Here is a 24,829-nt window from a genome sequence, read left to right on the forward strand (position 1 = left end):
AAGTGGTCGACCGGACATCTCTTGTATGCATCCTTGCATGCAAGGTGTAGGGTCGCGGCATGCCCGCACAGTTGTCCAACGCCGCCGACGAGGCGTACACCGCCACTCGCGAGCGCATCATCTCCGGCGCGCTCGCCGGTGGCACGCTGCTCAGCGAGGTCGAGGTCGGCGCCGACCTCGGCCTGAGTAGAACGCCTGTGCACGAGGCGTTCCTGCGGCTGGCCTCCGAGCAGTTCCTCACTCTCATCCCGCGCCGCGGAGCGGTGGTCAGCCCGGTCACCGCGACCGAGGCCGCCGACGTGCTCGCCATGCGTCAGGCCATCGAAAGTGCCTCTGCGCGCCAGGTTTTCGCAGCGGGCGGTCCACCGGCAGAGTTTCGTGAGTTGATCGAGCGCAACCTTGCCCGGCAGGCCGGTCTCGCCGCGGACGCCGACGTCGACGGCTTCGTCGAGGCCGACGACGAGTTCCATCTCTTGGCGGTGCGTGCGTCGAACAACCCGATCGCCGCGCACTTCTACGAGCTCCTGCGCGGGCGGCAACAGCGTCTGCGCAATGTGCTGTTGCGGATCGATCCGGCCACCCTCCCGGCCTCGCACGACGATCACCAACGGCTGGCGGCCTGCCTGTTCGCCGGGGAGCGCGAGGAGTACGAGCGCCTCCTCGAGGCACACCTCGCGCGCTATCAGGGGGCGATATGAGTTCGTCGATGCCCATCCGCGCCGGCACCGCCGTGTCGCCGCGTGACCAGCGTGGTCCGGATCGTCGGCCATGGGTCCTGGTGTTCGGCGCGCTGTTCGTCTGCGCCTGGTCGGGCAACCAGTTCAGCCCGCTGTTGTTGATGTATCGCGACGTCGAGCACTACTCGTCGGCGACGGTGACCCTGTTTCTCGGGGTCTACGTCGCGGGATTGGCTCCCGCACTGATCATCGCCGGAGCGGTGTCGGATCACCTGGGCCGCCGGTTGCCGATGATCGCCGGCGTCGCCTTCGGTGTGGCGGGCAGCGCGCTGTTGGCGTTCGATGAGCTCGGCCAGTTCCCGATCATCGCCGGACGACTGTTGGCCGGCATGTCGGTCGGGACGGCGATGTCGGTGGGCACGAGCTGGCTCAAGGAATTGTCGGCGGCGCCGTTCGATCCGGCCGCCGACCGCGGCGCCGGCGCTCGTCGGGCGTCACTGGCGTTCACCCTGGGCTCGGCCTCGGGTGCGTTGATCGCCGGGTGTATCGCCCAGTGGGGGCCGATTCCGCAGATTCTCCCGTTCGTCCTGCACATCGCTGTGTCGGCGCCGTTCCTGGTGCTGATCGGCCGCGCACCGGAGACGGTGCGACCCCAGGCGTCGGCACCGATCTCGGCCCGGCTGCGGGTCACCTCCGCGCGTCACCGGCGCTTCGTGCGTGTCGTGATGATCTGTGGCCCCTGGCTTTTCGTCGCCTGCGGGCTCTCCTACGGCTACCAGCCGGTGCTGCTGGCCGACGCCGCGGGTGGCCTCGGGCTGGCGTACGCCACGCTGCTCAGCGTCATCGCGCTCGGTGCCGGTGCTGCCATCCAACCGCTGGCGCGCCGCATCGACTCGCAGTCGAGTGCTCGCGGACTCATCGTCGCACTGGTGATCCTCGTCGTCGGGATGGCGGTCATGCTGGTCGCGGTGACCACCGACGATCTGCTCGTCGGGGTAGCCGCGAGTGTGGTGCTCGGCTGCGGCTTCGGCATCGGGCTGGTGTCGGGGTTGTTGGAGGTCCAACGGATCGCGCCCGCACACGAACTCGCCAAACTCACCGGCGTCTTCTATGCGGTCGCCTACACCGGTTTCGCGGTCCCGACCCTGTTGGCCGCGCTGACGCCGCCGTTCACCACCGTCGAGTTGCTGCTCATCCTGGCCGCACTGCTCCTCGTGTCGCTGCTGGTGGTGATCGGCGGATCACGCAAGCATCTGCCTGCCACACTGGGGTGAGCCGCGGCGAGGAGGACATCGGGAAGTGGATCTCACCATCGTGCACCTGCGCTACTTCCTCGCGGTGGCCGAGGAACTGCACTTCACGCGTGCCGCGCAGCGCCTGCACATCTCGGCGCCCTCGCTGAGCCAGCAGATCCAGCAACTCGAACGCCGGACCGGCGTCACACTGTTTCGCCGCACCTCGCGGCAGGTCGAACTCACCGCCGACGGTGCCGCCCTCGTCCCGCTCGCTCGTGAGGCCATCGCCGCGATGGATGCCGTGCGCGCCTGGGCCGACGGTTCGGGCACCGCGTCGGTGCTGCGCATCGGGATCGCGGCGTCGAGCGAGATGAGTAATCGGCTGCTCGCGACGGCCGTCGAGCGTCACCCGGACGCGACCTGGCAGATCCACGGCCTACCGCTCACCGATGCACTGACCGCGCTGCGCTCGGGAGAGGTCGACGTGTCGTTGATGATCGCCGATCAGCCGCCCGCCGAGCCGACGGGGATCGTGGTGCGACCGTTGTGGTCCGAGGATCGGGTGCTCGTCGTCAACGAGCGGCATCGTCTCGCCGGGCGGGATGCGGTGACGCTGGCCGAGACCGACGACGAGACCTTCATCGGGATGCGTGGTGGCGGCGACTCACAGAGTTGGTTCGTCGATCCGCGCCCCAGTGGTCGACATCTCGAGATCCGGCCATTGGCAACGCATTTCGACGATGTGTTGCAGCTGTGCAGCGGCGGGGTGGGAGTCAACATCTGCGGGTCGTCGGCCATGGTGACCCACGCGCGACCGGGTTTGCGATATATCCCGATCGTCGACCTGCCGCCGGTCACGACCTACCTGTGTCACCCGCGCGCCAAGCCGAACGCCCTCGTCGATGCTTTCGCCGCCATTGCCGAGCGGATCGCCGCCGAGATTCGATCATGAGGCCCGGCCTCATGATCGTGAGGCGATTCCATGTGGACCAGATCACATTCCCGCGGCGACACTGGCACGGTGAGTTCCTCCCCGCCCGACGCCGTGCAGCGCGACGTCGTCTACCGCACCCGGCCGTCGGGTGACCTGCTACTCGATCTCGTCGGCCCGTCAGACCTCGGACCCCATCCGGCCATCGTCTTCGTGCACGGTGGCGGATGGTTCACCGGCGACCGCACACTGTGTCCGGACCTGCACCGTCATTTCGCCGCAGCCGGATTCGTGATGGCAAGCATCGACTATCGACTCAGCGGTGACGCCCGATTCCCGGCTCAACTCCACGACGTCCGCGCGGCGATCGACCATCTGCGTTCCCGCGCAGACGAATACGGCATCAACCCCGAACGCATCGGGGTGTGGGGTGCCTCGGCCGGCGGTCACCTCGCCGCGCTCGTGGGGCTCAACGCGCATCGCGCGCGACTGCCCGGCGAGGACGCCGACGTCGACGCCCGTGTGTCCGCCGTCGCCGAATCCTACGGTCCGGCAACGCTCGTCGCCGGCGACGTGGCACCCGGACAGCCGCTGCCCGGCGGCTCCGCACCGGCTCTGACTCCCGAGGGGCGGCTCCTCGGGGGCGACCCCGCCGATCTCGGCGACGCCGCCCGCGCGGCGAGTCCGCTGTATCACGTTCACCGCGACGCCCCACCCTTCCAGATCTCGCACGGTACCGCCGATGTCCTCGTCGGCGACGATCACAGCCGCCTGTTGTTCCGCGCGCTCGCCGACGCCGGGGTGGAGGCCGACCTCTACCTCGTCGACGGCTACCGGCACGGTTTCCTGAACCCGCCCCGACGATCCGACGTCCCGGGTCCGCCGGCGATGGACGAGGGCAGGCTCGCCGCGGAGGGGGCCGCTCCCGCTCTGCTGCACTCCGCCCGTGACGGGCGGCAGACCCAGGGCCGCACCGACTTCGGATTCGACGAGATCGCCGGCTTCTTCGTCCGTCATCTGCACCCCGACGCGTCGGTCTCGTCGTCGACCCCGTCTCGACCCGCCCACACCCCAGGAGAGAACTCATGACCACCACCATCGACCCGGATGCCATGCATGATCGTGCCCCGATCATCGATGTCCTCCCCGGTGAAGCCGTCCCGTATCGCCTCGCGAGCGGGGAGGGGCTGCGCTACGAGATCGACAACCAGCTCTGGACGGTCATCGCGCGAACCGCCGACACCGGCGGATTGTTCGACGCCGCATTCATTCTCGGCCCGCGAGGCGCCGGCGCCGCATTCCATGTCCTGCCGAACCATCAGCGCTCCTACCACGTCTTCGAGGGATCGGTGCAGTTCTGGCTCCCGGGGCGCAGCCGTGTTCTCGCGCCCGGCGACTCCATCCACGTACCGCCGGGAACGCCGGTCGCCTACCGCATGCTCGGGCACTGCTCGCGCATCCTGTTCTTCTCCGCACCGGGCGGTGCGTTGGACGCCCTCGCCGGCAGCGGTGCGGGGGTGAACTCCCACATCTACTCCGCCGATGCCCGAGCAGGCGTCAAAACGCCGCTGATAGAACTCTTCTCGTCGGTCGGTGCACGTGCCCACGACGAGGCGCCCGCGGCGGCATCCGACGAGTGGGACGACGCGTTGCCGTCGGGGCCGCAGGGATACTTCCTGCGGGCACTTACCGGGGATCGGCGCGCCTGGCCGGACTCCCTGAACTCCTATCAGGCGCGCGGTGCCAACACCGGAGGCCGGTACTTCTCGGTGCTCACCCTCGGTGGCCGGTCGCCGTACATCCCGCAGCACTTCCATCGGCACCACACGGAGAACTTCTTCGTCCTCTCCGGTCGGGTATGGCTGTACGTCAACGGCGTCGAAACCCTGCTCACCGCCGGGGATTACCTGCACGCACCGGCCGGCACCATCCACAGCTTCGCCTTCGACGCGCACACCACCCAGATGCTGGGCATCCTGACCTCCGATGTGTTCGAGAACTTCTTCGACGTCACCGGCGAGGCCACCGACGACCTCGTCTACACCGAGGGTCTGATCAACCCGGAGCACATGATGGGCAAGCTCGGCGCCGCCATGGCCGACCTCGACCTCGAGTTCGTCGGTCCGCCGCCGACGCGGACACGTGGACTCGATCTCTGACCGTTCGCGACGGCAGAACAGTGCTGCGTGCATCATGGGACGATGCCCATTGACGATGACGATGTGCACGACAGTGCGGAGCCGGGTCGGAGCGCGCCGGATCGGACGGCAGGAGTACCGGCCCGCGAGAACGTGATCCTGGTGCATTGGCACGATCTCGGCCGTCACCTGAGTTGCTACGGCGCCGACGGCGTCGAGAGCCCGCATCTGGACCGGCTGGCGGCCTCGGGTATCCGCTTCGCCGATGCACACGCCACCGCGCCGCTGTGCTCGCCAGCGCGCGGGTCGCTGTTCACCGGGCAGTATCCGCACCGCAACGGGCTCGTCGGGTTGGCCCATCACGGGTTCGCCTATCGCGAGGGGGTGCGCACGCTGCCGCAGATCCTGGGTGAGGCGGGCTACCGGACGGTCCTGTTCGGCATGCAACACGAGAGCACCGATCCGACGAGCATCGGCTTCGACTCGGTCGACGTGTCCGACTCGCGCTGCGACTACGTCGTCGCCGAGTCGCAGTGGTGGTTGGGCCACCACGTCCGCACCGCACCGCATCGGCCGTTCCTGCTGACCGCGGGGTTCTTCGAGACCCATCGCCCTTATCCCGAGGACGAATATCCGCCCGCCGACACCTCCGGGATCGACGTTCCCGGATTCCTGCCCGACACCGCCGACGTGCGGGAAGACCTGGCAGGACTGCACGGCAGCATCACCAAGGCCGACGCCGCGGTCGGCCGGCTGCTCGAGACGGTCGACGATCTCGGGCTCACCGAGAACACGTGGATCGTCTTCGTCACCGACCACGGCCTGGCGTTTCCCCGCGCGAAGTCGACGCTCTACGCGCAGGGCACCGGGATCGCGCTGATCATCCGACCGCCGGCGGCGCGTGCGATGTCACCGCAGGTTTACGACGGCTTGTTCTCGGGGGTCGACCTCACCCCGACGATCCTCGATCTGCTCGGGCTCGGCGTGCCCGCCGATGTCGACGGCGGCTCGCACGTCGCGCAACTGATCCGAGCGGGTCGGTCGGTACGCGAAGAGGTCTGCCGCGAAGAGGTCTACACCGAGAAGACCTACCACGACGCGTTCGACCCGATCCGCGCCGTGCGGACCAAACACCACAGCTACATCGAGAACTACGCGCACCGACCCGAACTGCTGCTGCCCCTCGACATCGCCGACAGTGCCTCGGCGCGCTCCATCGATCCGGCGGTGACCGAACGCGACCGACCCCGTGTAGAGGTCTACGACCTCGATTCCGATCCGGATGAGCGTAACAATGTCGCCGAGGATCCCGCCTACTCGCAGATCCGCGCCGATCTTGCCGACCGTCTTGCCCGGTGGCGGACGAGCACCGGTGACGAGCTCCCACCCGAACCCGAGGGCACCGCCATCGCCGAGCGATTCATGGCGGCCTTCCACGCGAAAGCCCTCGACACCGCGCCGGAAGAAGAGGCCCTGCCCTCACGTCGCCCGCTCGGTGCGCGACGTGAGCTCGACGGCGACATCACCTCCGGCGAGGGCGATGCGGTGCGCGCGTCCACCGCCGATCGCACACCCCGCTGAGCGCTTCACCCCGATCGCGAAAAGTCAACAATTACCCGCGTATTGAGGCTAAAAGCCCAGGTTGCGCTCGGTTTCGGCGTAGTTAGACTGAGCCGATGCCCCACCCGCAGAGCTACCTGGTGTGTGCGAGCCAGCGTAGCGGTAGTACCTTGCTCGTCGAGTCGCTCGCGGCCACCGGGGTGGCCGGAACGCCCGAGGAGTTCTTCCAGTACTTCGCCTCGTCCTCGGAATCGCCGCAGCCCCGTGAATGGTTTGCCGGAGTGCGGGATTCGGCGATACTCGACCTGCTCGACGAGATCGACGTCGGTGCCGTGGACAGCCGCGACTTCACCCGGTGGCAGGCCGATGTCCTGGCCGCCGGTCGCAGCGCGAACGGGGTGTGGGGCGGCAAATTGATGTGGAATCAGACGCCGCTGCTCATCGCGCGGACCCGGGTGGGCTCCGGATCGTTGCGGACCGCCCTGCGTGAACTCCTCGGGGCCGATCCGCTGTTCGTTCATGTATTCCGCGATGACGTTGTGCCACAAGCGGTGTCGATGTGGCGTGCGGTACAGACGCGGGTCTGGCGCGATGGCCACGGTCCGCATTTCGACCCGGCTCGTGATGAGCGTGCGCAGTACAACGCCGAGGGGATCGCTCATCTCGCGGCGATCCTCGCCGACCAGGAACGGCAATGGCGCCGCTGGTTCGCCGACGAGGCCATCACGCCGATCGACATCGAATTCGGTGAACTGGTCAAGGATCCGCAGGGCACGACTGCCGGCGTGCTCGCCGCGCTGGGCCTCGATCCGGATCTGGCGCCACCCCCGCCGATCGCACCGCAGTCCAACGCGAGGTCCAAGGAATGGGCGCAGCGCTACCGCCGCGATGCGGAAAGGAACGGATATCCGCTATGACCTCTCCCGACGCCGCTGCCCCCGAGAACGAGGCCGCCGCATTCGATTATGTTGCCGCACTGCGCATCCTGGAGTCCGAAGCGGTACACATCATCCGCGAGGTGGTCGCCGAACTCGAGCGACCGGTGCTGCTGTTCTCCGGCGGCAAGGACTCGATCGTGCTCCTTCGGCTGGCCGAGAAGGCTTTTCGTCCGCACCCACTGCCGTTCCCGATCCTGCACGTCGACACCGGCCACAATTTCGACGAGGTCATCGAGTTCCGGGACCGGCGCGTAGCCGCGAGTACCGACAACCCCGCGGGCATCACACTCATCGTGGCGTCGGTACCCGACGCGATCGCCGCCGGGCGCATCGCCGAATCGACCGACCCGTCGGGATCACGCAACCGGCTGCAGACCCGGGTCCTGTTGGGCGCCTTAGAAGAAGGGGGATTCGACGCCGCGTTCGGCGGTGCCCGCCGCGATGAGGACCGTGCCCGCGCCAAGGAGCGGGTGTTCAGCTTCCGCGACGAGTTCGGACAATGGGATCCGCGGGCCCAGCGTCCCGAGCCCTGGTCGCTGTACAACGGCCGCATCCGGCGTGGCGAGTCGGTGCGGGTGTTCCCGTTGTCGAACTGGACCGAGACCGACATCTGGCGCTACATCGAACTCGAGGGCCTCGACCTGCCGTCGATCTACTACGCGTCGCAACGCGAGGTCTTCGACCGGGACGGAATTCTGCTTGCGGTGTCGCCGTTCTCACAGCCGACCGCGGCCGACGACGTGCGGACCGAATGGGTGCGGTACCGCACCGTCGGTGACCTCACCATCACCGGTGCGGTGCGGTCGAGGGCCACCACGATTCCCGAGATCATCGCCGAGATCAGCGAGGCGACCGTCTCCGAGCGGGGGGAGACCCGCGCCGACGACCGCACCTCGTCGGCGGCGATGGAGGACCGCAAGCGAGAGGGATACTTCTGATGAGCACCGCGATCTCCGCTGGGCACCGCCAGATCCTGCGGCTGGCGACGGCGGGCAGCGTCGACGACGGCAAGTCCACATTGATCGGACGGTTGCTGCACGACACCGGCAGCCTGCCCACTGATCATCTGGCCGGCGTCACCTCCTCCGACGGCGACGTCGACCTGGCCGCATTGTCCGACGGTCTGCGCGCCGAACGCGAGCAGGGCATCACCATCGACGTCGCCTACCGGTTCTTTGCCAGCGACACACGCAGTTACGTTCTCGCCGACACCCCGGGCCACGAGCGCTACACCCGCAACACCTTCACCGGGGCGTCCAATGCCCACGTGGCCGTGCTGCTCGTCGACGCCCGCCACGGTGTGCAACGCCAGACCCGCCGCCACGCCCGGATCGCGACCCTGGTCGGGGTGCCGCACGTGATCGCCGCGGTGAACAAGATCGACCTGGTCGACTACTCACAGCAGCGCTTCGGTGAGTTGCAGGACGAATTGACCGAACTCGCAGTGCAATTGGGGATCGGTGAGATCACGGCGATCCCGGTGGCCGCCACCCTCGGCGACAATGTGGTCCACCGCTCGGCCAACACGCCGTGGTACGCGGGACCCACCCTGCTGGAGTATCTCGAGGCGGTGGAGCTGGCGGCACCGTCGCCGCAGTCGCGGGAACTTCGGTTGCCGGTGCAGTGGGTGTCGCGCCCCGGGCCCGACGGAAAGCGGACCTACACCGGCCGCGTGGCCGCGGGCACCCTCGCGCCCGGTGACCCCATCACCGTGCTGCCGTCCGGGTCGGTCAGCACGGTGACGGCGGTGGACACCCTCGACCCCCAGCGGCCCGTCGCGGTCGCCGGGCTGTCGGTGTCGGTGCAGCTCGCCGACGAGATCGACGTCGGCCGTGGCGATGTCATCATCAGCGGCGCGCCCGACGCACACCTGCCGGTCTCGGCCCGAGAACTCTCGGCCACATTGTGCTGGCTGTCGTCGGCGCCTCTGCACGCCGGGGACCGCGTTGCCCTCAAGCAGGGCGCGACCACGGTGCGCGCCACCGTGCAGTCGCTGGAACGACGCCTCGACCCCGAATCGCTACTCGAGGTCGTCGGACCAACAGAGTTGGGGCTCAACGACATCGGTACGGTGACGTTGCGGACCTCATCGGTCGTCGTGGCCGACACCTACGCACAGAACCGCGACACCGGCGCGTTCATCCTCATCGACGAGGCCTCCAACGACACGGTGGCGGCCGGCACGATCCTCGAGGCACGGGAGGTCATTCCGGGCAAGGCGACGCGCAATGACATCAAGTGGCATCCGAGTTCGCTGCAGCGATCCGAACGGTGGGCCAAGACCGGACAACGCGGGGCGACGGTGTGGCTGACCGGATTACCCGCGTCGGGCAAGTCGACCGTGGCGGTGGCGCTCGAACGTGAACTGGTCACCCGGACGCGGGTGGCCTATCTCGTCGACGGTGACAACATCCGGCACGGCATCTCCGACGACCTCGGTTTCTCACCCGGTGACCGCGCCGAGAACATCAGGCGCGTCGGGCATCTCGCGCGTCTGTTCGCCGACGCCGGGGTCATCGCGATCGCGTCGATGGTCTCGCCGCTGCACTCCGATCGGGAGATCGCCCGCGAACTGCATCGCGCCGCCGAGCTCGACTTCATCGAGGTACACGTGTCGACGCCGGTCACCGAGTGCGAACGACGCGACCCCAAGGGTCTCTACGCGCGGGCGCGGCGCGGTGAACTCAAGGGCCTCACCGGGATCGACGCACCCTATGAGAAGCCGCAATCACCGGATCTGCGTTTCGATACCACCGGTGCCGACATCGACGAACTCGCCGGCCGTGTGCTCGCGCTGCTGGTCGAACGCGGAATCATCGACGAGTGATGGCCACCGAGATCGCGCTCAGCCCACCCGGTGCGGTGCCTGTGCGGTGAGCGGCGGGCAGGTGATGGCGAAGCAACCCGGGTTGCCCGACAGCGGCGCACGCAGCGGGGTGTTGCCGCACGACAGTACGGTGCAGTCACCCGGGGCGTCGGGGCCAATGCCGAGTGCGCCGAGGGTGATGTTGGGGTCGGCGAACTGCATCGGGTCGAGATTCAGGTTCATCGCGGGCAGGTAGGGACCGGGGTCGGGCAGGCGCGGAGAGCGGAAGGCTGCGACCAGCTTCCGGAAGAAGGTGTGATAGAGCTCGCTGATCGGGCTGGCGCTGAGATCGGTGGCCGGATCGGGGGATACGTCGCCGAGGAACCCGTTCCAGCTCACCATCAGTCCCAGACTGGGGACGATGAAATTGTTCTGCTGCAGGAATCCGACCATCGCGTAGGCGTCGGAGGGCAACCCGGCCAATGGGGCCTGATCGACCGTCTGACGGGACGGGAAGGACGGCCCGGTACACGGAGAACTGTTGACCCAGAACAGATACCCGTAACAGTGATTCGTCGGCGAGGGCGTCCGCAACCGCGTGATGTAGTCGGAGTCGATGATGCGCTGGGATCGCCATACCCCGTCACCGGCCATCAACAGTCCGAGCCTGGCATAGTCGGCCGGCGGCATGAACAGAAACGCGTAACCGTAGGTGTTCCCGGACCGGTCACGTGCCCAGTAATAGTCGTGGGCATCGATCCCCAACGGACCGAACAGGTTTCGCTGAGCGAATTGCTGAAGGTCCTCGCCGACGGCCCGCTGTACGACGTAGGCGAGAAGATCCGGACCGTGCTGGGTGTACTCGAAGAAGGTCCCCGGACGGTGGGTGACCGGCAGCGCAAGAGCCTGTTTCGCGATGTTCGGATCCACGTCGAGGCCTGCGGTGACCGCCTCACTGAGGATCGACTGCGACAGGCCGGAGGTCTGGGTGAGGAGATCGGCGACGGTGATCCGTGCATGCGCGGCATCGGCCTCTCCCGGCGGGAGATACCGCGATCGATGCATTCAGGTCGAGTCTGTGCTGCGTGTAGGCGATCCCCGCGAGCATCGAGATCACACTCTTGGTGGAGCTGAACAGATTCCACGGCACATCGCCGGTGACTTCGTTCAGCGGTCCACTGCCGATCAAGCAGTTGTTGCGGAAGACCTGGATGTGCGTGCGCATCCGGGACGCGGCGAAGGCGATGGCGTCGTCGAGACCGGCCTTGTCCACCCCGAGACGCTCGGGTGCCATCACGGTCGGCTGTGCACCGGCCGGCTGTGCACACGAGGCCAGTGGCGGTGGGGCGGCCGCTGCCGGAGCGCGGGTGCCCACCATCGCGGTCACCGAGGCCACCACCGCGAGCACGACGACAAGCACATTCACGAAGAACTTCCGCGAAACCCGCGTTTCGGACACCATCTCACCCCTGAACCCGACTGCACCGATATCGCAGTCTGGCACAGGCCATGCATCGACCGCGGCCGAACAGGCAAGCCGATGTGGCAGAGCAGAAGGCGCAGGCTCAGCCCTGGTAGCCGAACATCTTCTTGCCGTACCAGTCACCGATCTCGGTCAGGCCCGGTGGGACCGCGAACAGCGAACTGGAGATCGGGGAGATGTACTCGTTGAGGGCATCCTGGGCCAGGTTGTTCTGGATGCGGGCGAACTGATCGTGGGCGTTCTTCTGGTAGGCGATGAAGAACAGACCGGCCGACAGCGTGCCGGTGCGAGTGTCGATCCCGTCGGTGAAGTTGTACCCGCGGCGCAGGAGCTGGGCACCGCCGTTGCTGTCGGGGTGGGCCAGGCGCACGTGAGAGAAGCGGTCGATCTTGGTGCGGCCGTCAGTTCCCTTGACCGTGAAGTTCAAATCGGTGAACTCGCCGCCACCGGACAGTGGTGCGCCGGAATCCTTGGTGCGCCCGAAGATCCGTTCCTGATCGGAGATGTCGTCGGAATCCCAGGCCTCGATGTGCATGCGGATCTTGCGGGTGACGAGGTAACTGCCGCCCTTCATCCACGGCTGGTCGGTCTCGTCGCCGACCCACACCCATTTGTCGGCGACGGCCGGCTCCTCGGCCTTGATGTTGGCCGTTCCGTCCTTGAAGCCCAACAGATTTCGTGGCGTCACCTGGTCGGTGCTGGTCGCCGAAGCGCGGCCGAACCCTTCCTGCAGCCACCGCAGGGTGACCACGCTGCGCCCGATGCGGGCGAGGTTGCGCACGGCGTGGAAGGCCACCTGTGGGTCCTCGGAGCAGGCCTGCACGCAGATGTCACCGCCACTGATGGACGGGTCGATGGTGGTGTCGACGGCCAACTGGCCCAGAGGTTTCAGTGCCGCGGGCATCTTGGCGCCCAGGCCCAGCCGGTCGTCGAAGAAACTCGGCCCGAATCCCACGGTGATGGTGAGACGGTTGGGGCCCAGGTCGAACGCCTCTCCGGTGTCGGCAGGAGGTGCCATCGGGCGCGACTCGACCGGACCGACCGGTTTGCCCTGGGCGAGCAGGCTTGCCGCCGCAGCCCACCGCGCCATCATCGTCTCGACCTGTGCGACCGTCGTCGGTTTGAGATCGAACGCGGCGAACACGAGTGAATTCTGTTGGCGTGTGGTGATGCCGGCCTGGTGCTCGCCGTAGAACTCCACGGTCTCGGTGGCCGGATCGCTGCTTTCGTTGCCGGTGGCGGCGTAGGTGATCCCCGCGCCCGCGGCACCACCGACAGCCAAGCCGGCACCGGCGATGCCGGCGCCGGTGAGGAACCCTCGTCGGTTCACCCGGCCCCGTTTCTGCGCTGTGGGTTCTGGCGTGTCGGTGGTGCTCATGGGGTGTCGAATTCTCCTGTGATGCGGTGCCGGGGCGGTGCCGTCAGCTGGCGGCGGCGATCTTTCCGCCGGCCTGCGACAGCGGATCCTTGACCGCGATGATGGCTGCGGCCATATCCCGCTTCTGCTGTTCGGTCACGTCGTTGAACGGCTTGAATCCGCCGGGCCCGTTGGGATCCCGGAAGCTGTCGATCAGCGAGTCGACGCGGTCGAAGGCCTGCTGGATCGTCGTCGTCAACTGCGGATCGATCTCGTTGAGGGCGGGCTTGACGATGGCGAACGCCTGCTGGCTGCCCTCGATGTTGGCCTGCATGTCGACGAAGTCGATATGCGAGTAGGACTCTTCCTCACCGGTCAGCTTGCTGGTGGACACCTCGTCGAGGAGGTCACCGGCACCGTTGATGATGTCGGCGGGCTTGACGGTGAACGAGGGCTCGTTGACCAGGCGCTGCAGATCCTTGACGTTCGTCAGGAGGGTGGCCGCGACCGGCTTCATCCCGTCGAGGTTGCCGGCCTCCCACAGTTGCTTCTCGATGACGTGGAAGCCCTGCCAGGTGTCGCCGGGGCCCAGGGCGTCCGGGCGGGCGTCGATGGCGACGTCGAGGTTCACCGCGTTGTCGGTCGAGCAGTCCGAAGCGCCGTTGGCACAGAAGGATCCGGCGATCGGCTCGATGCGCTCGTAGTACGGGCGGGCCTTGATGTAGGCGTCCTTGGCGGCGACGACATCACCGGCGTTGACGGCGTCGACGAGGGTTTGGGTCGCCGTGGTCAGACTGTTCACCTGGGTGACCACATATTGCTTGTACTCGGCCGCGGCCGCGTTGAGCTGGTCGGCGACGCTACCGGTGGCCTTGGTGGCCGTGCCGGTGACGGTGAAGGTGGTCTTCTCGTTGGTCGCGCCCGGGCAGTAGATCTCGTAGGTGCCGCCATCGAGCTTGTGGGAGAACGACGTTGCCGCCATACCCGGCGCGATGTTCTCGCGCTCGGCGAGGATCTTGCCGTCCTGCAACAGCTCCACCTCGCTGACCGCCGCCGCGTTGGTGTTCTTGATCTCGAAGGTGATCGGCCCGGCGTCGACCTTGTCGGGGGTGACCTTGCAGCCGTCGTTGGTCATCTCGACGGTGACGGTCTTCGTCGCACTCGACGAATCGCCGTCGTCGCTGCTGCTGCTGCAGGCGGCCACACCTACGATGGCCACGGCGGTCGCCGACACGGCAACCAGTCTGGAAGCCCTCATCGGGTTCTCTCCTTTTTCTCGGGCGGCGCCACCACGGCGGCCGGGTCCACATCCGGGGTCACGTCGGGTCCCGAGGGCTCCGATGTGGTCGGGTCACCGCCCCCGGACACCGGGGCTGACGGTGCCGATGGGGTCGGTCGACGGCGCGACGCCATCGCGAGAAGCGCCGCGAGCACGGCCAGTACCGCTGCGATGACGGTGAGGGTCAGCGGGACCGTCACGCCTCGCGAATGATGGCGATTGAGCTGATCATTCGCGGCCCCGAGCGCGGTGAGGTCGGCGGCGGTGGGCTGATGTCCGGTCTCGAACGTGGCGACCTTGCCGAGCACGACCGCCGACCCTTGTTCCGGGGTGGCCGTCGCGGTGATCGCGTAGCGCACATCGGCGGCGAGCGGGCGGTCGAAATACGGATCGACCGAGACGGTCACCGAGGCGCTGACGACGTAGACCACCGGCGCGGACTCACCGAACCGGCGGGTGTCCAGACCCACCGGCAGACGTCCGCCATTGCCGGCGACGATCTGGGCGACGCTCACCCGCGTCGGAGCGCCCGGTACCAAGGCGGTGATCGGCAGGTTCGGGGTGACGACCTGGTCGAAGGTCGGCGCGGACAGGCTGCCGAACGTGGTCGTCTCACCCCCGGACAGTCGTTCGAGGGGGGTCGTGACGGCGCCGCTGGTCAGCACTCCGGTCGCGGAGTCGGCGCCTGCCTTCGACACCGACACCGAGACGTCCGCGGGTACCTGCACCGTCGTGCCGGACAGGATGCCGCTGGTGGTCGGAGACCCGGTGGACGGCGTCGCCAGCGTCGACGACGGCAGCGCGGGGGTGGCCGGCGCGGTGAGGAACACGACGAGCGCGGCGATTGCGAGCACTGCGGCGCAGGCTCCGGTGGCGATCGCGGCGAGACGCCGCGGGAATGCGCGCCCGGCCGGCCACAGGACGATCGTGCCGACCACCAGCACGTAGATCAGCCAGCCGAGGACCTCGATGAGCACCGGTTTGGGTTGTAACCCGAGCACACCGGTCAGCAACGACGACTGCACCGAACCTGGCCGCACCAACCAACTCAGGTCGACGACCTGCTGTTGTCCGATGTCGAGCCATCCGGCCTCGTGGGCGGTGTGCAGGGCCGTCATCACCAGTCCGGCGGCGACGAGTACCAGCAACAAGCCGGTGATCTTGAAGAAGCGGGCGAGATTGATGTGGACCCCGCCGCGGTAGATGCCGTATCCCAGTGCCACCGCGATGGCGATGCCGAGGATCGCCCCGGCCGCCGAGGGCACAGCGTTGCCGCTGGCGTTGAACGCCGCGACGAGGAAGACGGCGGTCTCGAGCCCTTCGCGCAGCACCGCCAGGAACGCCATCAGCACGAAGGCGAACGCCGACCCGTTGGCCATCGCCTCGGATGCGGCGGATTCCAAGTCCCCCTTGAGGTCTCGGGAATGCTCGCGCATCCAGACGATCATGTAGGTGACCATCGCGACCGCGATGGCACCGATGACCGTTTCCAGGGCTTCCTGCTGCTGTTGGGGCAGATCGCGGGAAAGCACCTCCAGGCCGATCGCCACGGCGACGCAGATGAGGACCGCGACGATCACGCCGATCCACATCCAGCGCAGCGCGTCACGGCGTTGCTGGCGCCGCAGGAATGCGGCGATGATCCCGACGATGAGGGCTGCTTCGAGGCCTTCGCGGAGGCCGATGATCAGGGTTGCGAGCATTGTTGCCCCCGCTCCATGCGATGCGGACGATGCGGCATGCTGCCGGAAATGCCCGTTTCCTCGGCTTCTGGACGGGCGGTGGCATCACGGTCGTCGACCGTGAACTGCGAGGGCGTTATGCCCGCCACCAGCTCCATATGCGGCTTTCTTTCTCCAGTGCACACCGTGTTCCGCGCCGTGCGACGCAGTGTTGGTGAGGCTAACCGACGACAGTATGCCCTTTCCTCGGGAACCGGACACGCTTGGGTGGAGTTGAGAACAATGTCGGGCTTCGACGCGTCGACGAGTGGAGTCCGGCGTCGGGGATGTGTCACCCTGTGTCGTTCGTGCGGTCGTCGTCGTTCGTGCGGTCATCGTCGTTCGTGTGGTCATCGTCGTTCGTGTGGTCATCGGGGAGAGGCCGACAACGAGGTGCAATACGCGTGGTCCACACGCGCAGGAGGGGTAGTGAGGGTGCAAGCGGGTAGGGGCGCGCGTCAGTATCGCACGCTGATCGTCGTCGCGATCGCTGCGGTCGTCGGATCGATGACCCTGACGAGTTGTCTCGACATCGGTTCACTGAACCGACCCGACATCCCCGACGGCATCCCGCCCGCGCCCGGCGTCCAGCAGCCCTACATCGACATCGACCAGCCGGGCCGGACCGCCGACGCCATGGCCGACTGGGCTCGTCCGATCGCCGAGGGCACCGGCATCCCGCTGATCTCCCTCGAGGCATACGGCAACGCCGCCGAGATCCAACGCCAACAGCATCCCGAGTGCGGGCTCGCGTGGACGACCCTCGCCGGCATCGCCGGTGTGGAAAGCAAACACGGCACCTACCGAGGCGCGCATATCGCCGCCAATGGTGATGTGTCGCCGCCGATTCGGGGAGTGCCGCTCGACGGCACCCGCGGCAACATGGAGATCCCCGACACCGACCACGGCCGGCTCGACGGTGACGCCACCCACGACCGTGCGATGGGGCCCTTCCAGTTCATCCCGCAGACCTGGGAGCGTTATGGCGTCGACGCCAACGGTGACGGCAAGGCCGACCCGGACAACATCGACGATGCGGCGCTGTCGGCGGCCCGCTACCTGTGCGTCTCCTCCGGCGGAGACCTGACCACCGCGGCCGGCTGGGAGAAGGCGGTCAAGGTCTACAACAACTCGATGGCCTACGTCATCGACGTCCGCAATCACGCCAACGCCTACTCCGTCAACGTCCGCTACTGACGTCGGGGTCCCTGGCGCAAAGCCATCGCAGAAGAATCGGGAGACATGCCCTTGGGCATGTCTCCCGATTCCCTTTGCGCGTCTTTGCGGCTCGATGGCTCCCTGTCTGCGTTGTCGTCGGCGCCGATAGCTCCGCTATCGGCGCCTCCTCCGCCTTGCCAGGAAACCATCGCCTCCGCAAAGCCATCGCAGAAGAATCGGGAGACATGCCCTAGGCTTTGTCGCGTACCCGTCGGCGCTCAAGAAGACGCCGACCCGTCCATCGAAAGGGGCGCAGCGTGGCAATCATCGAACAGGTGGGCGCTCGTGAAATTCTCGACTCGCGCGGTAATCCCACTGTCGAGGTCGAGGTGCTGCTCGACGACGGCACCTTCACCCGGGCCGCGGTTCCGTCGGGTGCATCGACCGGCGAACACGAGGCGGTGGAGCTGCGCGACGGTGGCGATCGCTACAACGGCAAGGGCGTCACCAAGGCCGTCGAGAGCGTTCTCGGTGAGCTGGCCCCCGCGGTCATCGGCATCGACGCCGAAGAACAGCGCCTCGTCGACCAGGCGCTCCTCGACTGCGACGGCACCCCCGACAAGGGCCGCGTCGGCGCCAACGCGATCCTCGGTGTCTCGCTCGCGGTGGCCAAGGGCGCTGCCGAATCGGCCGGGCTGCCGCTGTTCCGCTACGTCGGCGGACCCAACGCGCACATCCTGCCCGTGCCGATGATGAACATCATCAACGGCGGTGAGCACGCCGACAACGGCATCGATTTCCAGGAATTCATGATCGCGCCGGTCGGTGCCCCGACCTTCAAGGAAGCGCTGCGCTGCGGCGCCGAGGTCTACCACGCGCTCAAGTCGGTCCTGCACAAGCAGGGTTTGAACACCGCACTCGGCGACGAGGGTGGTTTCGCTCCCGATCTGCCCAACACCGAGGCCGCGATCGCGGTCATCGGCGAGGCCGTCGAGAAGGCCGGTTACGGCTTCGGCCGTGACGTGGTGATCGCTCTCGACGCCGCGTCGACCGAGTTCTTCTCGGGCGGCGTGTACAAGCTCGAGGGCAAGGACTTCTCGTCCGACGAGATGGTGCCGTTCTACGAGAAGCTCATCACCGACTTCCCGATCGTCTCCATCGAGGACGGTCTGGCCGAGGACGACTGGGACGGTTGGGCCAAGCTCACCGAGGCCATCGGCGACCGCGTGCAGCTCGTCGGCGACGACCTGTTCGTCACCAACCCCGAGCGGCTCGAAGGGGGCATCTCCAAGGGCATCGCCAACGCGCTGCTGGTCAAGGTGAACCAGATCGGCAGCCTCACCGAAACCCTCGACGCCGTCACGCTGGCGCACAACAACAGCTACAAGACGATGATGAGCCACCGGTCCGGTGAGACCGAGGACACCACCATCGCTGATCTCGCCGTGGCCTGCGGCTGCGGTCAGATCAAGACCGGTGCGCCCGCTCGCAGCGAGCGTGTCGCCAAGTACAACCAGCTGCTGCGCATCGAAGAGGGCCTCGGCGACGCGGCACGCTACGCCGGAGACCTTGCCTTCCCACGGTTCTCGTTCGGTTCGTGATTAGCTAGGGTCCATGGCCGATGCCGATGGGCGTTTCAACTCCGAGCGCGACGGGCGTCGGCGGGCGAAGCGATCCACCAGGGATCCGCGTTCGGCCGAACGCGCCCGCCGTGCCCCTCGTCGCTCCGCGTCGTCGTCGCGTCGTACCCCGGTCTCGGTGATCGAGACCGGGGAACAGGAGATCCATCGCGACGACGTCGACTCGGTCGACGAGATCGACGCCGACGCAATCCCCTCCGACGACGCGTCCCGACGGGCGTCGTCGCGGGGGAGTCGTGCGCCACGTCGGCGCCCCACCATCGCCGACTCGGTCGTGGCGCGCGTGCGCGGACTCGACGCCAAACGTGCGGTGATCATGGCGCTGGTCGTCGGTGTGGTCGCCATCGCTCTGGCGCCGTCGCTGCGCAACTACTATCAGGGCCGCTCGGAGTACAACCAGGTCGTCGCCTCCAACGAGCAGCTGCGCCAACAGGTGACCTACTACCAGAAGAAGGTCAACGAGCAGGGCGATCCGGCTTACAAGGAGGCCCAGGCGCGGGAGCGATTGGGCATGGTCCGGCCGGGTGAGACCGGATTGGTCATGATGTATCCGGGCGACGCCGGCAAGCAGGCCGCCGAACAGGCCGCGCAGAAGCATGCGGCCAACCCGTGGTACAGCAACCTCTGGGAAACGGTGGCCACGCCACCCGACGGCCGGTGACCGGCGTTTTCTCTCCGTCGCCCCGCGGCGGCTACTGTGACCACTCGTGAGCATCTCCTCCGACGATCTGGTGGTTGTCACCGCCCAACTCGGCCGCGAGCCACGCGGGGTGATCGAGGTCAGTTACCGCACCCCCGACGGTGTTCCGGCCGTCATCAAGACCCGGCCACGGTTACCCGACGGCACACCGTTCCCCACGCTGTACTACCTGACCGATCCACGCTTGACGTCGGAGGCGAGTCGACAGGAATCGGCCGGTGTCATGAAAGACATGACCGCGCGGCTGGCGACCGACGAACAGCTGGCCGCCGCCTATCGCGCCGCACACGAGTCCTATCTGGCCGAGCGCGATGAGATCGATTCTCTCGGAACGGATTTCACCGGCGGCGGGATGCCCGACCGGGTCAAGTGTCTGCATGTGTTGATCGCGCATTCGTTGGCCAAGGGGCCGGGGGTGAATCCGCTCGGTGACGAGTCGGTGGCTCTGGCCGCGCAGGCCGGATTGCGTGGAACCGCCATTCCGGCCGACTGGCCGTCGGCGCCCGTCGATGAGAACGGAGATGTCGGATGAGTGTGGTCGCCGCCGTCGACTGCGGTACGAACTCGATTCGCCTGCTGGTCGCGAAGCCCGGTGACACGACACCGCTGACCGACATCCACCGGGAGATGCGGGTGGTTCGTCTCGGTCAGGGCGTGGACGCGACGGGGCAGTTCGCCGACGAGGCCATCGAGCGCACCCGTGTGGCTCTTGCCGACTACGTCGAGGTGATGGTCGGAGCCGGCGTGGAGAAGGTGCGGATGGTCGCGACGTCGGCCACCCGCGACGCCGCCAACCGGGACCGGTTCTTCGCGATGACCGCGGAGTTACTCGGGTCCGTGGTGCCCGGGGCGGTCGCCGAGGTCATCACCGGCGACGAAGAAGCGCAACTGTCATTCCGCGGGGCCGTGGGAGAACTGCCCGCCGATCAGGGGCCGTTCGTGGTGACCGACCTCGGTGGCGGCTCGACGGAGGTTGTCGTCGGGGATGCCGACGGTGTCACCGCGGGCTTCTCCGCCGACGTCGGCTGCGTGCGCGTCACCGAACGCGCACTGCCCTCCGACCCGCCCACCGCCGAGGAGATCGCCGCCGCGCAGGGGTTCATCGCGGAGCGGCTCGCCGAGGCGTTCGCTGTCGTCGACGTCTCGTCCGCGCGCACCTGGGTGGGGGTGGCGGGAACCCTGACGACGCTGTCGGCACTGCATCTCGGTCTCGCCGAATACGATTCCGACGCCATTCACCTGTCCCGGGTGGGGCGTGACGATCTCGACGCGGTGTGCCGAGGACTGGTTGGCATGACGCGTGCCGAGCGAGCCGCGCTCGGCCCCATGCACCCGGGTCGCGTCGACGTCATCGGCGGCGGATCACTGGTGACGATGGAATTGGCCCGGCAGTTGGCGCAGCGCGCCGGGATCACCGAACTCGTCGTCAGCGAGCACGACATCCTCGACGGCATCGCGCTGGGTTTGCTCGACTAGCCCGGCGCCTCGCCGACAGCGCTCGTCAGTTCGCCGACGGCGCCTGGTATCTCGCCGACAGCGCTCGGGATTCTGCCGACAGCGCCCGCTATGTCGCCGACGGCGCCTGGGTCAGATCAGCGGGAGGTGTTCGCCAGATCCGGGTTGCGCAAAGAGATGTTGTTGCAGGCCTCGCAGACGGTGTCGGGGATGATCCCGTTGCGCTGCAAGAAGCCGAAGACCACGCAGCCCAGGCAGAAACCGAGCGCGAATTCCAGTGTGGCAGCGACGATCAGGACGCCGACGACGATTTGGGCCGCGAGTCCGTAGCCGAGGAGGCTCAGCACGAGCGCGGTGGTGCTGAAGGCCAGTCCGATGCCCTGGGCGAACCGCTTCGGGGGTCCGGGGACGAGCTTGGTCTTGCGCCAGATCTTGGGGGCGATGACCCGCACCGAGAGTTGGCCGAACGGCGACAGCTTGGGGCCGGATGCGACGCGCAGCGCGAATCCGATCGCCAGCACCGCGTAGAGCGCCCAGTGATTGACGACGACTGCCACGATTGCGAGAGCCACCACCAGACCCGCGGTGGATCGCGCCGCGTAATCATTCACCGGGTTGGGGAAGGTGAACACCGAACGCACCGACACAAGATCCTCCTCTGACGTCCTCAACAGGACGAAGCTACGCGACGGACTGTCCGGGGTCACGGGTTGGGCTCACAGCGAATGAAACCGGGGCGTGCGGGCGCTGTCGGCGAGGTGACAAGCGCTGTGGGCGTACTGGCGGGCGCTGTCGACGCACTGGCGAGCGCTGTCGGTCACTCCTCGACGGGTGCGACCGGAGCCTCCATGGCGCCCTCGAGAGTCGCGCCATCGATGTCGTCGGCGTGACGGTCATCGGCACCGGAGTCCGGATCTGATTCGTCGAGATCCTGCGGCACCACCGGTGCCTCGAACGACCCTTCGAGGTTGATCGGTCCTCGGTCCGACGTTGCCGACTCTTCGATCGCGGGAGCGTCGACGGAGTCCTCCGCATCGAGAGCACCCTCGTCGTGGTCGTCGGCGATTTCGGCGTCGATGACGTGGTGCGCCTCGTCCGCCTTGGCCCGTTGCGCCGCCTCCCGCATCTCGAAGCCGTCGGTGACGATCTCACCGATCTCCCGGGCCACACCGGCCACGGCGCTGGTGATGATGGTGGCGATCTGGCCGACATGGGTGGCGGTGGACTCCACCAGTTCCTGGATCAGATCCTTGTTGCGTTCGATGCGATCGACCACGGTGGATTCTCCTCGCTGGGTCGTGCGGGATGGTGACGCGCGCGGACGGCAAAGCCGAACGGGCGGCATCGACGGTGTGATTCCGACGATACCGCCCGTCTCGGGGCGACGCGATGGCTTGCTCAGGCGACCTCGGCCGGCTTCTGTCGGTCGATGATGACCGTCAGATCGTCGTCATCGCGGGTCATGAAGTTCGGCAGCGACAGCTTGGCGATCTTCTTCCACGTCGACCCGAGCTGATGGCTCAGCGACCCGGTGTTGTACGGCAAACCGTAGCGCTCGCACACCTCGCGTACCTCGGCCGACATCGCCGGATACCGGCTGGCCGGGATGTCGGGGAAGAGGTGATGCTCGATCTGATGCGACAGGTTGCCACTCATGATGTGGAACAGCTGGCTGCCGGTGATGTTGGCCGAGCCCAGCATCTGCCGCAGATACCACTGGCCGCGTGTCTCGTCGGCGCATTCCTCGGCGGTGAAAGTCTGTGCACCGGTGGGGAAGTGGCCGCAGAAGATGATGGAGTACGCCCACACGTTGCGCACCAGGTTGGCGGTCGCGTTGCCGAGCAGGGTCGGCACGAACATCGGGCCGCTGAGTGCGGGGAAGACGACGTAGTCCTTGAGGACCTGTCGACTTGCCTTGCGCCACATGCCCTTCACGAGGCCTTTGATGTCGCTCCACTTGCGCTTGCCGGCGACGATGTTCTCCGCCTCGAGATCGTGGAGCATCACGCCCCACTCGAACAGCAGCATCAGCGCGGTGGCGTAGCCGAGGTTGCCGAGATAGTAGGGGTTCCACTTCTGATCACGTGCCATCCGCAGGATGCCGTAACCGATGTCGCGATCCTCGCCGAGGATGTTGGTGAAGGTGTGGTGCAGATAGTTGTGGCTGTGCTTCCACTGATCGGCCGGACACACGTTGTCCCACTCGAATTCGCGAGAGTTGTAGGTGTCCTCACGCATCCAGTCGTACTGGCCGTGCATGACGTTGTGGCCGATCTCCATGTTGTCGAGGATCTTCGAGACCGACAGGGCACCGACACCGGCGACCCACGCGGGCGGGAAGAACCCGAGGAACAACAGTGCGCGCCCGGCGAATTCGAGTCCACGCTGCGTACGGATGATCGAGTACAGGTACTCGCGATCCTTGGTACCGAGATCGGCGACCACGCGGGCCTTGATCTCGTCGAGCTCGCGGCCGAGTTGTTCGACCTGTGCGTAGGAGAGCCGCACGGTGTTGGGGTCTGCAACCTTGCGCAGCGCGAGCGGCGCGGCGGTCTCGGTCTCGGGTGTCTCGGTTTCGGGGGGAAGGATGTTGGTTGCCATGGGTGTCATACCTCGATTTCGACGTCGCCGACGGGTGCGTTGATGCACAGCTGGATCTGGGTGTCGGATTCGGTATCGGTCTCGCCGGTCAGCACGTTGCGGGTGCAGCCCGACTTCTTGATTGCGGTGCAGGAAAAGCAGATCCCCATCCGGCAGCCGGATTCGGGGCTCAGCCCCGCCGACTCGGCCTGGTCGAGGATCGTGCGACCGTCGTTGGTCGCCGAGGTGCCCGACGCGGTGAAGCTCAGTTCACCGTGGACGGGCTCATTGGGATCGATGGCCGCCGGCACGGCGAGGGTGAAGGCCTCGCTGTGCACACGGGCGTGCGGATGGGCGGTCTCGTAGTGGTCGAAGACCGCGTCCATCAGGGTGGGCGGCCCGCAGACGAAGACGTCCGCATCGTCGTGGTCGGCGATGCCCTCGAGGTGCTCGCCGGTGAAATGTCCGATGACGCCCTCGTCCATCCCGGCTTCGCCGCTACTGCGGGTGTAGTGCAGTCGCAGGTCCAGGTGAGGATGGACCGCGGCCAATGCGGTCAGTTCGGCGCGGTAGGCGAGGTCCGACGGTGTCCGGGCGTAGTGGACAAAGGTGACCGGCTCGTCATAGCCATTCGCAACGAGCGTACGCAGCATTGAGAGTGCAGGTGTAATGCCGCTACCGCCGCTGATGAACACCGGCGCACGTACCCCCTCGGCAGGCAGGACGAAGTCGCCTGCAGCCTGCGAGAGGCCGTAGACGTCGCCGACCGCGGCGGTCTTGCGCAGGTATCGCGAGACCAGTCCGTCGTCGTGTGCGGTGATGGTCAGTTCGACGGTGCCCTCGGGTCCCGCGGCAGCGTTGGCGGGGGAGAAGCAACGGGTCTGGCGCACGCCCTCGACCACCACGCTGAGCTGGACGAATTGACCTGCCTCGTGTCCTTGCCACTGGCGCGTGGGGGCCAGGGTGAGCCGGACCGTTCGGTCGGTCGGACGCTCGACGCGGATCACTCGGGCGCGTAGGTCACGCCAGGTCAGCATCGGGTCGACCAGTTCGAGATAGCGGTCGACCGGATGCGGGGACATGGTCGCCTCGATGATCGAGGAGAACACTTCGGGAAGGCGGATGCTCATGGGGGCTGGCTCCGTTCGTCTCACTCCGATGAGTGAACATC

The 24,829-nt window shown here is 67.1% G+C and carries 21 protein-coding genes and 1 pseudogene; 14 read left to right on the forward strand and 8 right to left on the reverse strand.

Annotation, left to right across the window (positions count from 1 at the left end):
* Positions 1–59 precede the first annotated feature (59 nt).
* From J6U32_RS09890 to cysC, 9 genes are all read left to right on the forward strand, one after another.
* Positions 60–698, forward strand: a complete 639-nt coding sequence (locus J6U32_RS09890; protein WP_208795109.1) for a GntR family transcriptional regulator — start codon at positions 60–62, stop codon at positions 696–698.
* Positions 695–1,951, forward strand: coding sequence for an MFS transporter (locus J6U32_RS09895; RefSeq protein ID WP_208795111.1), 1,257 nt, complete (start codon positions 695–697; stop codon positions 1,949–1,951). The genes J6U32_RS09890 and J6U32_RS09895 overlap by 4 nt, the downstream gene beginning before the upstream one ends.
* Positions 1,952–1,976: 25 nt before the next feature.
* Positions 1,977–2,864 (forward strand): LysR family transcriptional regulator, encoded by an 888-nt coding sequence (locus tag J6U32_RS09900; RefSeq protein ID WP_208795113.1) that lies wholly within the window; start codon positions 1,977–1,979, stop codon positions 2,862–2,864.
* Between the two features lie 69 nt (positions 2,865–2,933).
* On the forward strand, positions 2,934–3,932 hold the full coding sequence (locus J6U32_RS09905; RefSeq protein WP_244332767.1) for an alpha/beta hydrolase: 999 nt from the start codon (positions 2,934–2,936) through the stop codon (positions 3,930–3,932).
* On the forward strand, positions 3,929–5,002 hold the full coding sequence (locus J6U32_RS09910) for a quercetin 2,3-dioxygenase (protein ID WP_208795114.1): 1,074 nt from the start codon (positions 3,929–3,931) through the stop codon (positions 5,000–5,002). The genes J6U32_RS09905 and J6U32_RS09910 overlap by 4 nt, the downstream gene beginning before the upstream one ends.
* 42 nt (positions 5,003–5,044) lie before the next feature.
* Positions 5,045–6,562, forward strand: a complete 1,518-nt coding sequence (locus tag J6U32_RS09915; protein ID WP_208795116.1) for a sulfatase family protein — start codon at positions 5,045–5,047, stop codon at positions 6,560–6,562.
* A gap of 95 nt (positions 6,563–6,657) precedes the next feature.
* Entirely contained in the window at positions 6,658–7,458 is an 801-nt protein-coding gene (gene stf0, locus J6U32_RS09920) for a trehalose 2-sulfotransferase (protein WP_208795118.1), read from the forward strand.
* The gene (gene cysD, locus J6U32_RS09925; protein ID WP_208795120.1) at positions 7,455–8,417 is read left to right on the forward strand and encodes a sulfate adenylyltransferase subunit CysD; all 963 of its coding nucleotides are present in this window, start codon (positions 7,455–7,457) and stop codon (positions 8,415–8,417) included. Before stf0 ends, cysD begins: the two co-directional genes overlap by 4 nt.
* Positions 8,417–10,306, forward strand: coding sequence for an adenylyl-sulfate kinase (cysC, locus tag J6U32_RS09930; RefSeq protein WP_208795122.1), 1,890 nt, complete (start codon positions 8,417–8,419; stop codon positions 10,304–10,306). Before cysD ends, cysC begins: the two co-directional genes overlap by 1 nt.
* 18 nt (positions 10,307–10,324) lie before the next feature.
* Here cysC and J6U32_RS09935 read toward each other — a convergent pair.
* From J6U32_RS09935 to efeU, 4 genes and pseudogenes are all read right to left on the reverse strand, one after another.
* Positions 10,325–11,747: pseudogene (locus tag J6U32_RS09935) on the reverse strand (serine hydrolase domain-containing protein).
* A 103-nt stretch (positions 11,748–11,850) separates the two neighbouring features.
* Positions 11,851–13,146, reverse strand: coding sequence for an iron uptake transporter deferrochelatase/peroxidase subunit (gene efeB / locus J6U32_RS09940; protein ID WP_208795124.1), 1,296 nt, complete (start codon positions 13,144–13,146; stop codon positions 11,851–11,853).
* A 43-nt stretch (positions 13,147–13,189) separates the two neighbouring features.
* Entirely contained in the window at positions 13,190–14,383 is a 1,194-nt protein-coding gene (gene efeO / locus J6U32_RS09945) for an iron uptake system protein EfeO (protein ID WP_208795126.1), read from the reverse strand.
* The gene (gene efeU / locus J6U32_RS09950; protein WP_208795128.1) at positions 14,380–16,107 is read right to left on the reverse strand and encodes an iron uptake transporter permease EfeU; all 1,728 of its coding nucleotides are present in this window, start codon (positions 16,105–16,107) and stop codon (positions 14,380–14,382) included. The genes efeO and efeU overlap by 4 nt, the downstream gene beginning before the upstream one ends.
* Positions 16,108–16,560: 453 nt before the next feature.
* On the opposite strand from efeU, the gene J6U32_RS09955 reads away from it, so the two are divergent.
* From J6U32_RS09955 to J6U32_RS09975, 5 genes are all read left to right on the forward strand, one after another.
* Entirely contained in the window at positions 16,561–17,322 is a 762-nt protein-coding gene (locus J6U32_RS09955) for a lytic transglycosylase domain-containing protein (RefSeq protein ID WP_208796046.1), read from the forward strand.
* 278 nt (positions 17,323–17,600) lie between these two features.
* Complete coding sequence (gene eno / locus J6U32_RS09960; protein WP_208795130.1) at positions 17,601–18,884, forward strand: phosphopyruvate hydratase; 1,284 nt, start codon at positions 17,601–17,603, stop codon at positions 18,882–18,884.
* Positions 18,885–18,897: 13 nt separating this feature from the next.
* Entirely contained in the window at positions 18,898–19,584 is a 687-nt protein-coding gene (locus J6U32_RS09965) for an FtsB family cell division protein (RefSeq protein WP_208795132.1), read from the forward strand.
* Between the two features lie 46 nt (positions 19,585–19,630).
* The gene (locus tag J6U32_RS09970; RefSeq protein ID WP_208795134.1) at positions 19,631–20,155 is read left to right on the forward strand and encodes a DUF501 domain-containing protein; all 525 of its coding nucleotides are present in this window, start codon (positions 19,631–19,633) and stop codon (positions 20,153–20,155) included.
* On the forward strand, positions 20,152–21,099 hold the full coding sequence (locus J6U32_RS09975) for a Ppx/GppA phosphatase family protein (protein WP_208795136.1): 948 nt from the start codon (positions 20,152–20,154) through the stop codon (positions 21,097–21,099). The genes J6U32_RS09970 and J6U32_RS09975 overlap by 4 nt, the downstream gene beginning before the upstream one ends.
* Before the next feature lie 116 nt (positions 21,100–21,215).
* On the opposite strand, the gene J6U32_RS09980 is transcribed toward J6U32_RS09975, so the two are convergent.
* From J6U32_RS09980 to J6U32_RS09995, 4 genes are all read right to left on the reverse strand, one after another.
* The gene (locus J6U32_RS09980; RefSeq protein ID WP_208795138.1) at positions 21,216–21,725 is read right to left on the reverse strand and encodes a DUF4395 domain-containing protein; all 510 of its coding nucleotides are present in this window, start codon (positions 21,723–21,725) and stop codon (positions 21,216–21,218) included.
* Positions 21,726–21,895: 170 nt separating this feature from the next.
* Complete coding sequence (locus tag J6U32_RS09985; protein WP_208795139.1) at positions 21,896–22,354, reverse strand: hypothetical protein; 459 nt, start codon at positions 22,352–22,354, stop codon at positions 21,896–21,898.
* A gap of 122 nt (positions 22,355–22,476) precedes the next feature.
* Positions 22,477–23,679: a fatty acid desaturase family protein gene (locus J6U32_RS09990; RefSeq protein WP_208795147.1), complete on the reverse strand. Its 1,203-nt coding sequence runs from the start codon at positions 23,677–23,679 to the stop codon at positions 22,477–22,479.
* 5 nt (positions 23,680–23,684) lie between these two features.
* Positions 23,685–24,788, reverse strand: a complete 1,104-nt coding sequence (locus J6U32_RS09995; protein WP_208795149.1) for a ferredoxin reductase — start codon at positions 24,786–24,788, stop codon at positions 23,685–23,687.
* Positions 24,789–24,829 lie beyond the last annotated feature (41 nt).

This window comes from Gordonia polyisoprenivorans, from assembly GCF_017654315.1.
Lineage (GTDB): Bacteria > Actinomycetota > Actinomycetes > Mycobacteriales > Mycobacteriaceae > Gordonia > Gordonia polyisoprenivorans_A.

What these genes read in the sequence shown, in the direction of transcription:
- J6U32_RS09890 (WP_208795109.1), top strand. Translation starts at nt 60, where the DNA reads ATGCCCGCACAGTTGTCCAACGCCGCCGACGAGGCGTACACCGCCACT.
- J6U32_RS09895 (WP_208795111.1), top strand. Translation starts at nt 695, where the DNA reads ATGAGTTCGTCGATGCCCATCCGCGCCGGCACCGCCGTGTCGCCGCGT.
- J6U32_RS09910 (WP_208795114.1), top strand. Translation starts at nt 3,929, where the DNA reads ATGACCACCACCATCGACCCGGATGCCATGCATGATCGTGCCCCGATC.
- J6U32_RS09915 (WP_208795116.1), top strand. Translation starts at nt 5,045, where the DNA reads ATGCCCATTGACGATGACGATGTGCACGACAGTGCGGAGCCGGGTCGG.
- stf0 (WP_208795118.1), top strand. Translation starts at nt 6,658, where the DNA reads ATGCCCCACCCGCAGAGCTACCTGGTGTGTGCGAGCCAGCGTAGCGGT.
- cysD (WP_208795120.1), top strand. Translation starts at nt 7,455, where the DNA reads ATGACCTCTCCCGACGCCGCTGCCCCCGAGAACGAGGCCGCCGCATTC.
- cysC (WP_208795122.1), top strand. Translation starts at nt 8,417, where the DNA reads ATGAGCACCGCGATCTCCGCTGGGCACCGCCAGATCCTGCGGCTGGCG.
- efeB (WP_208795124.1), bottom strand. Translation starts at nt 13,146, where the DNA reads ATGAGCACCACCGACACGCCAGAACCCACAGCGCAGAAACGGGGCCGG.
- efeO (WP_208795126.1), bottom strand. Translation starts at nt 14,383, where the DNA reads ATGAGGGCTTCCAGACTGGTTGCCGTGTCGGCGACCGCCGTGGCCATC.
- efeU (WP_208795128.1), bottom strand. Translation starts at nt 16,107, where the DNA reads ATGCTCGCAACCCTGATCATCGGCCTCCGCGAAGGCCTCGAAGCAGCC.
- J6U32_RS09965 (WP_208795132.1), top strand. Translation starts at nt 18,898, where the DNA reads ATGGCCGATGCCGATGGGCGTTTCAACTCCGAGCGCGACGGGCGTCGG.
- J6U32_RS09975 (WP_208795136.1), top strand. Translation starts at nt 20,152, where the DNA reads ATGAGTGTGGTCGCCGCCGTCGACTGCGGTACGAACTCGATTCGCCTG.
- J6U32_RS09990 (WP_208795147.1), bottom strand. Translation starts at nt 23,679, where the DNA reads ATGGCAACCAACATCCTTCCCCCCGAAACCGAGACACCCGAGACCGAG.
- J6U32_RS09995 (WP_208795149.1), bottom strand. Translation starts at nt 24,788, where the DNA reads ATGAGCATCCGCCTTCCCGAAGTGTTCTCCTCGATCATCGAGGCGACC.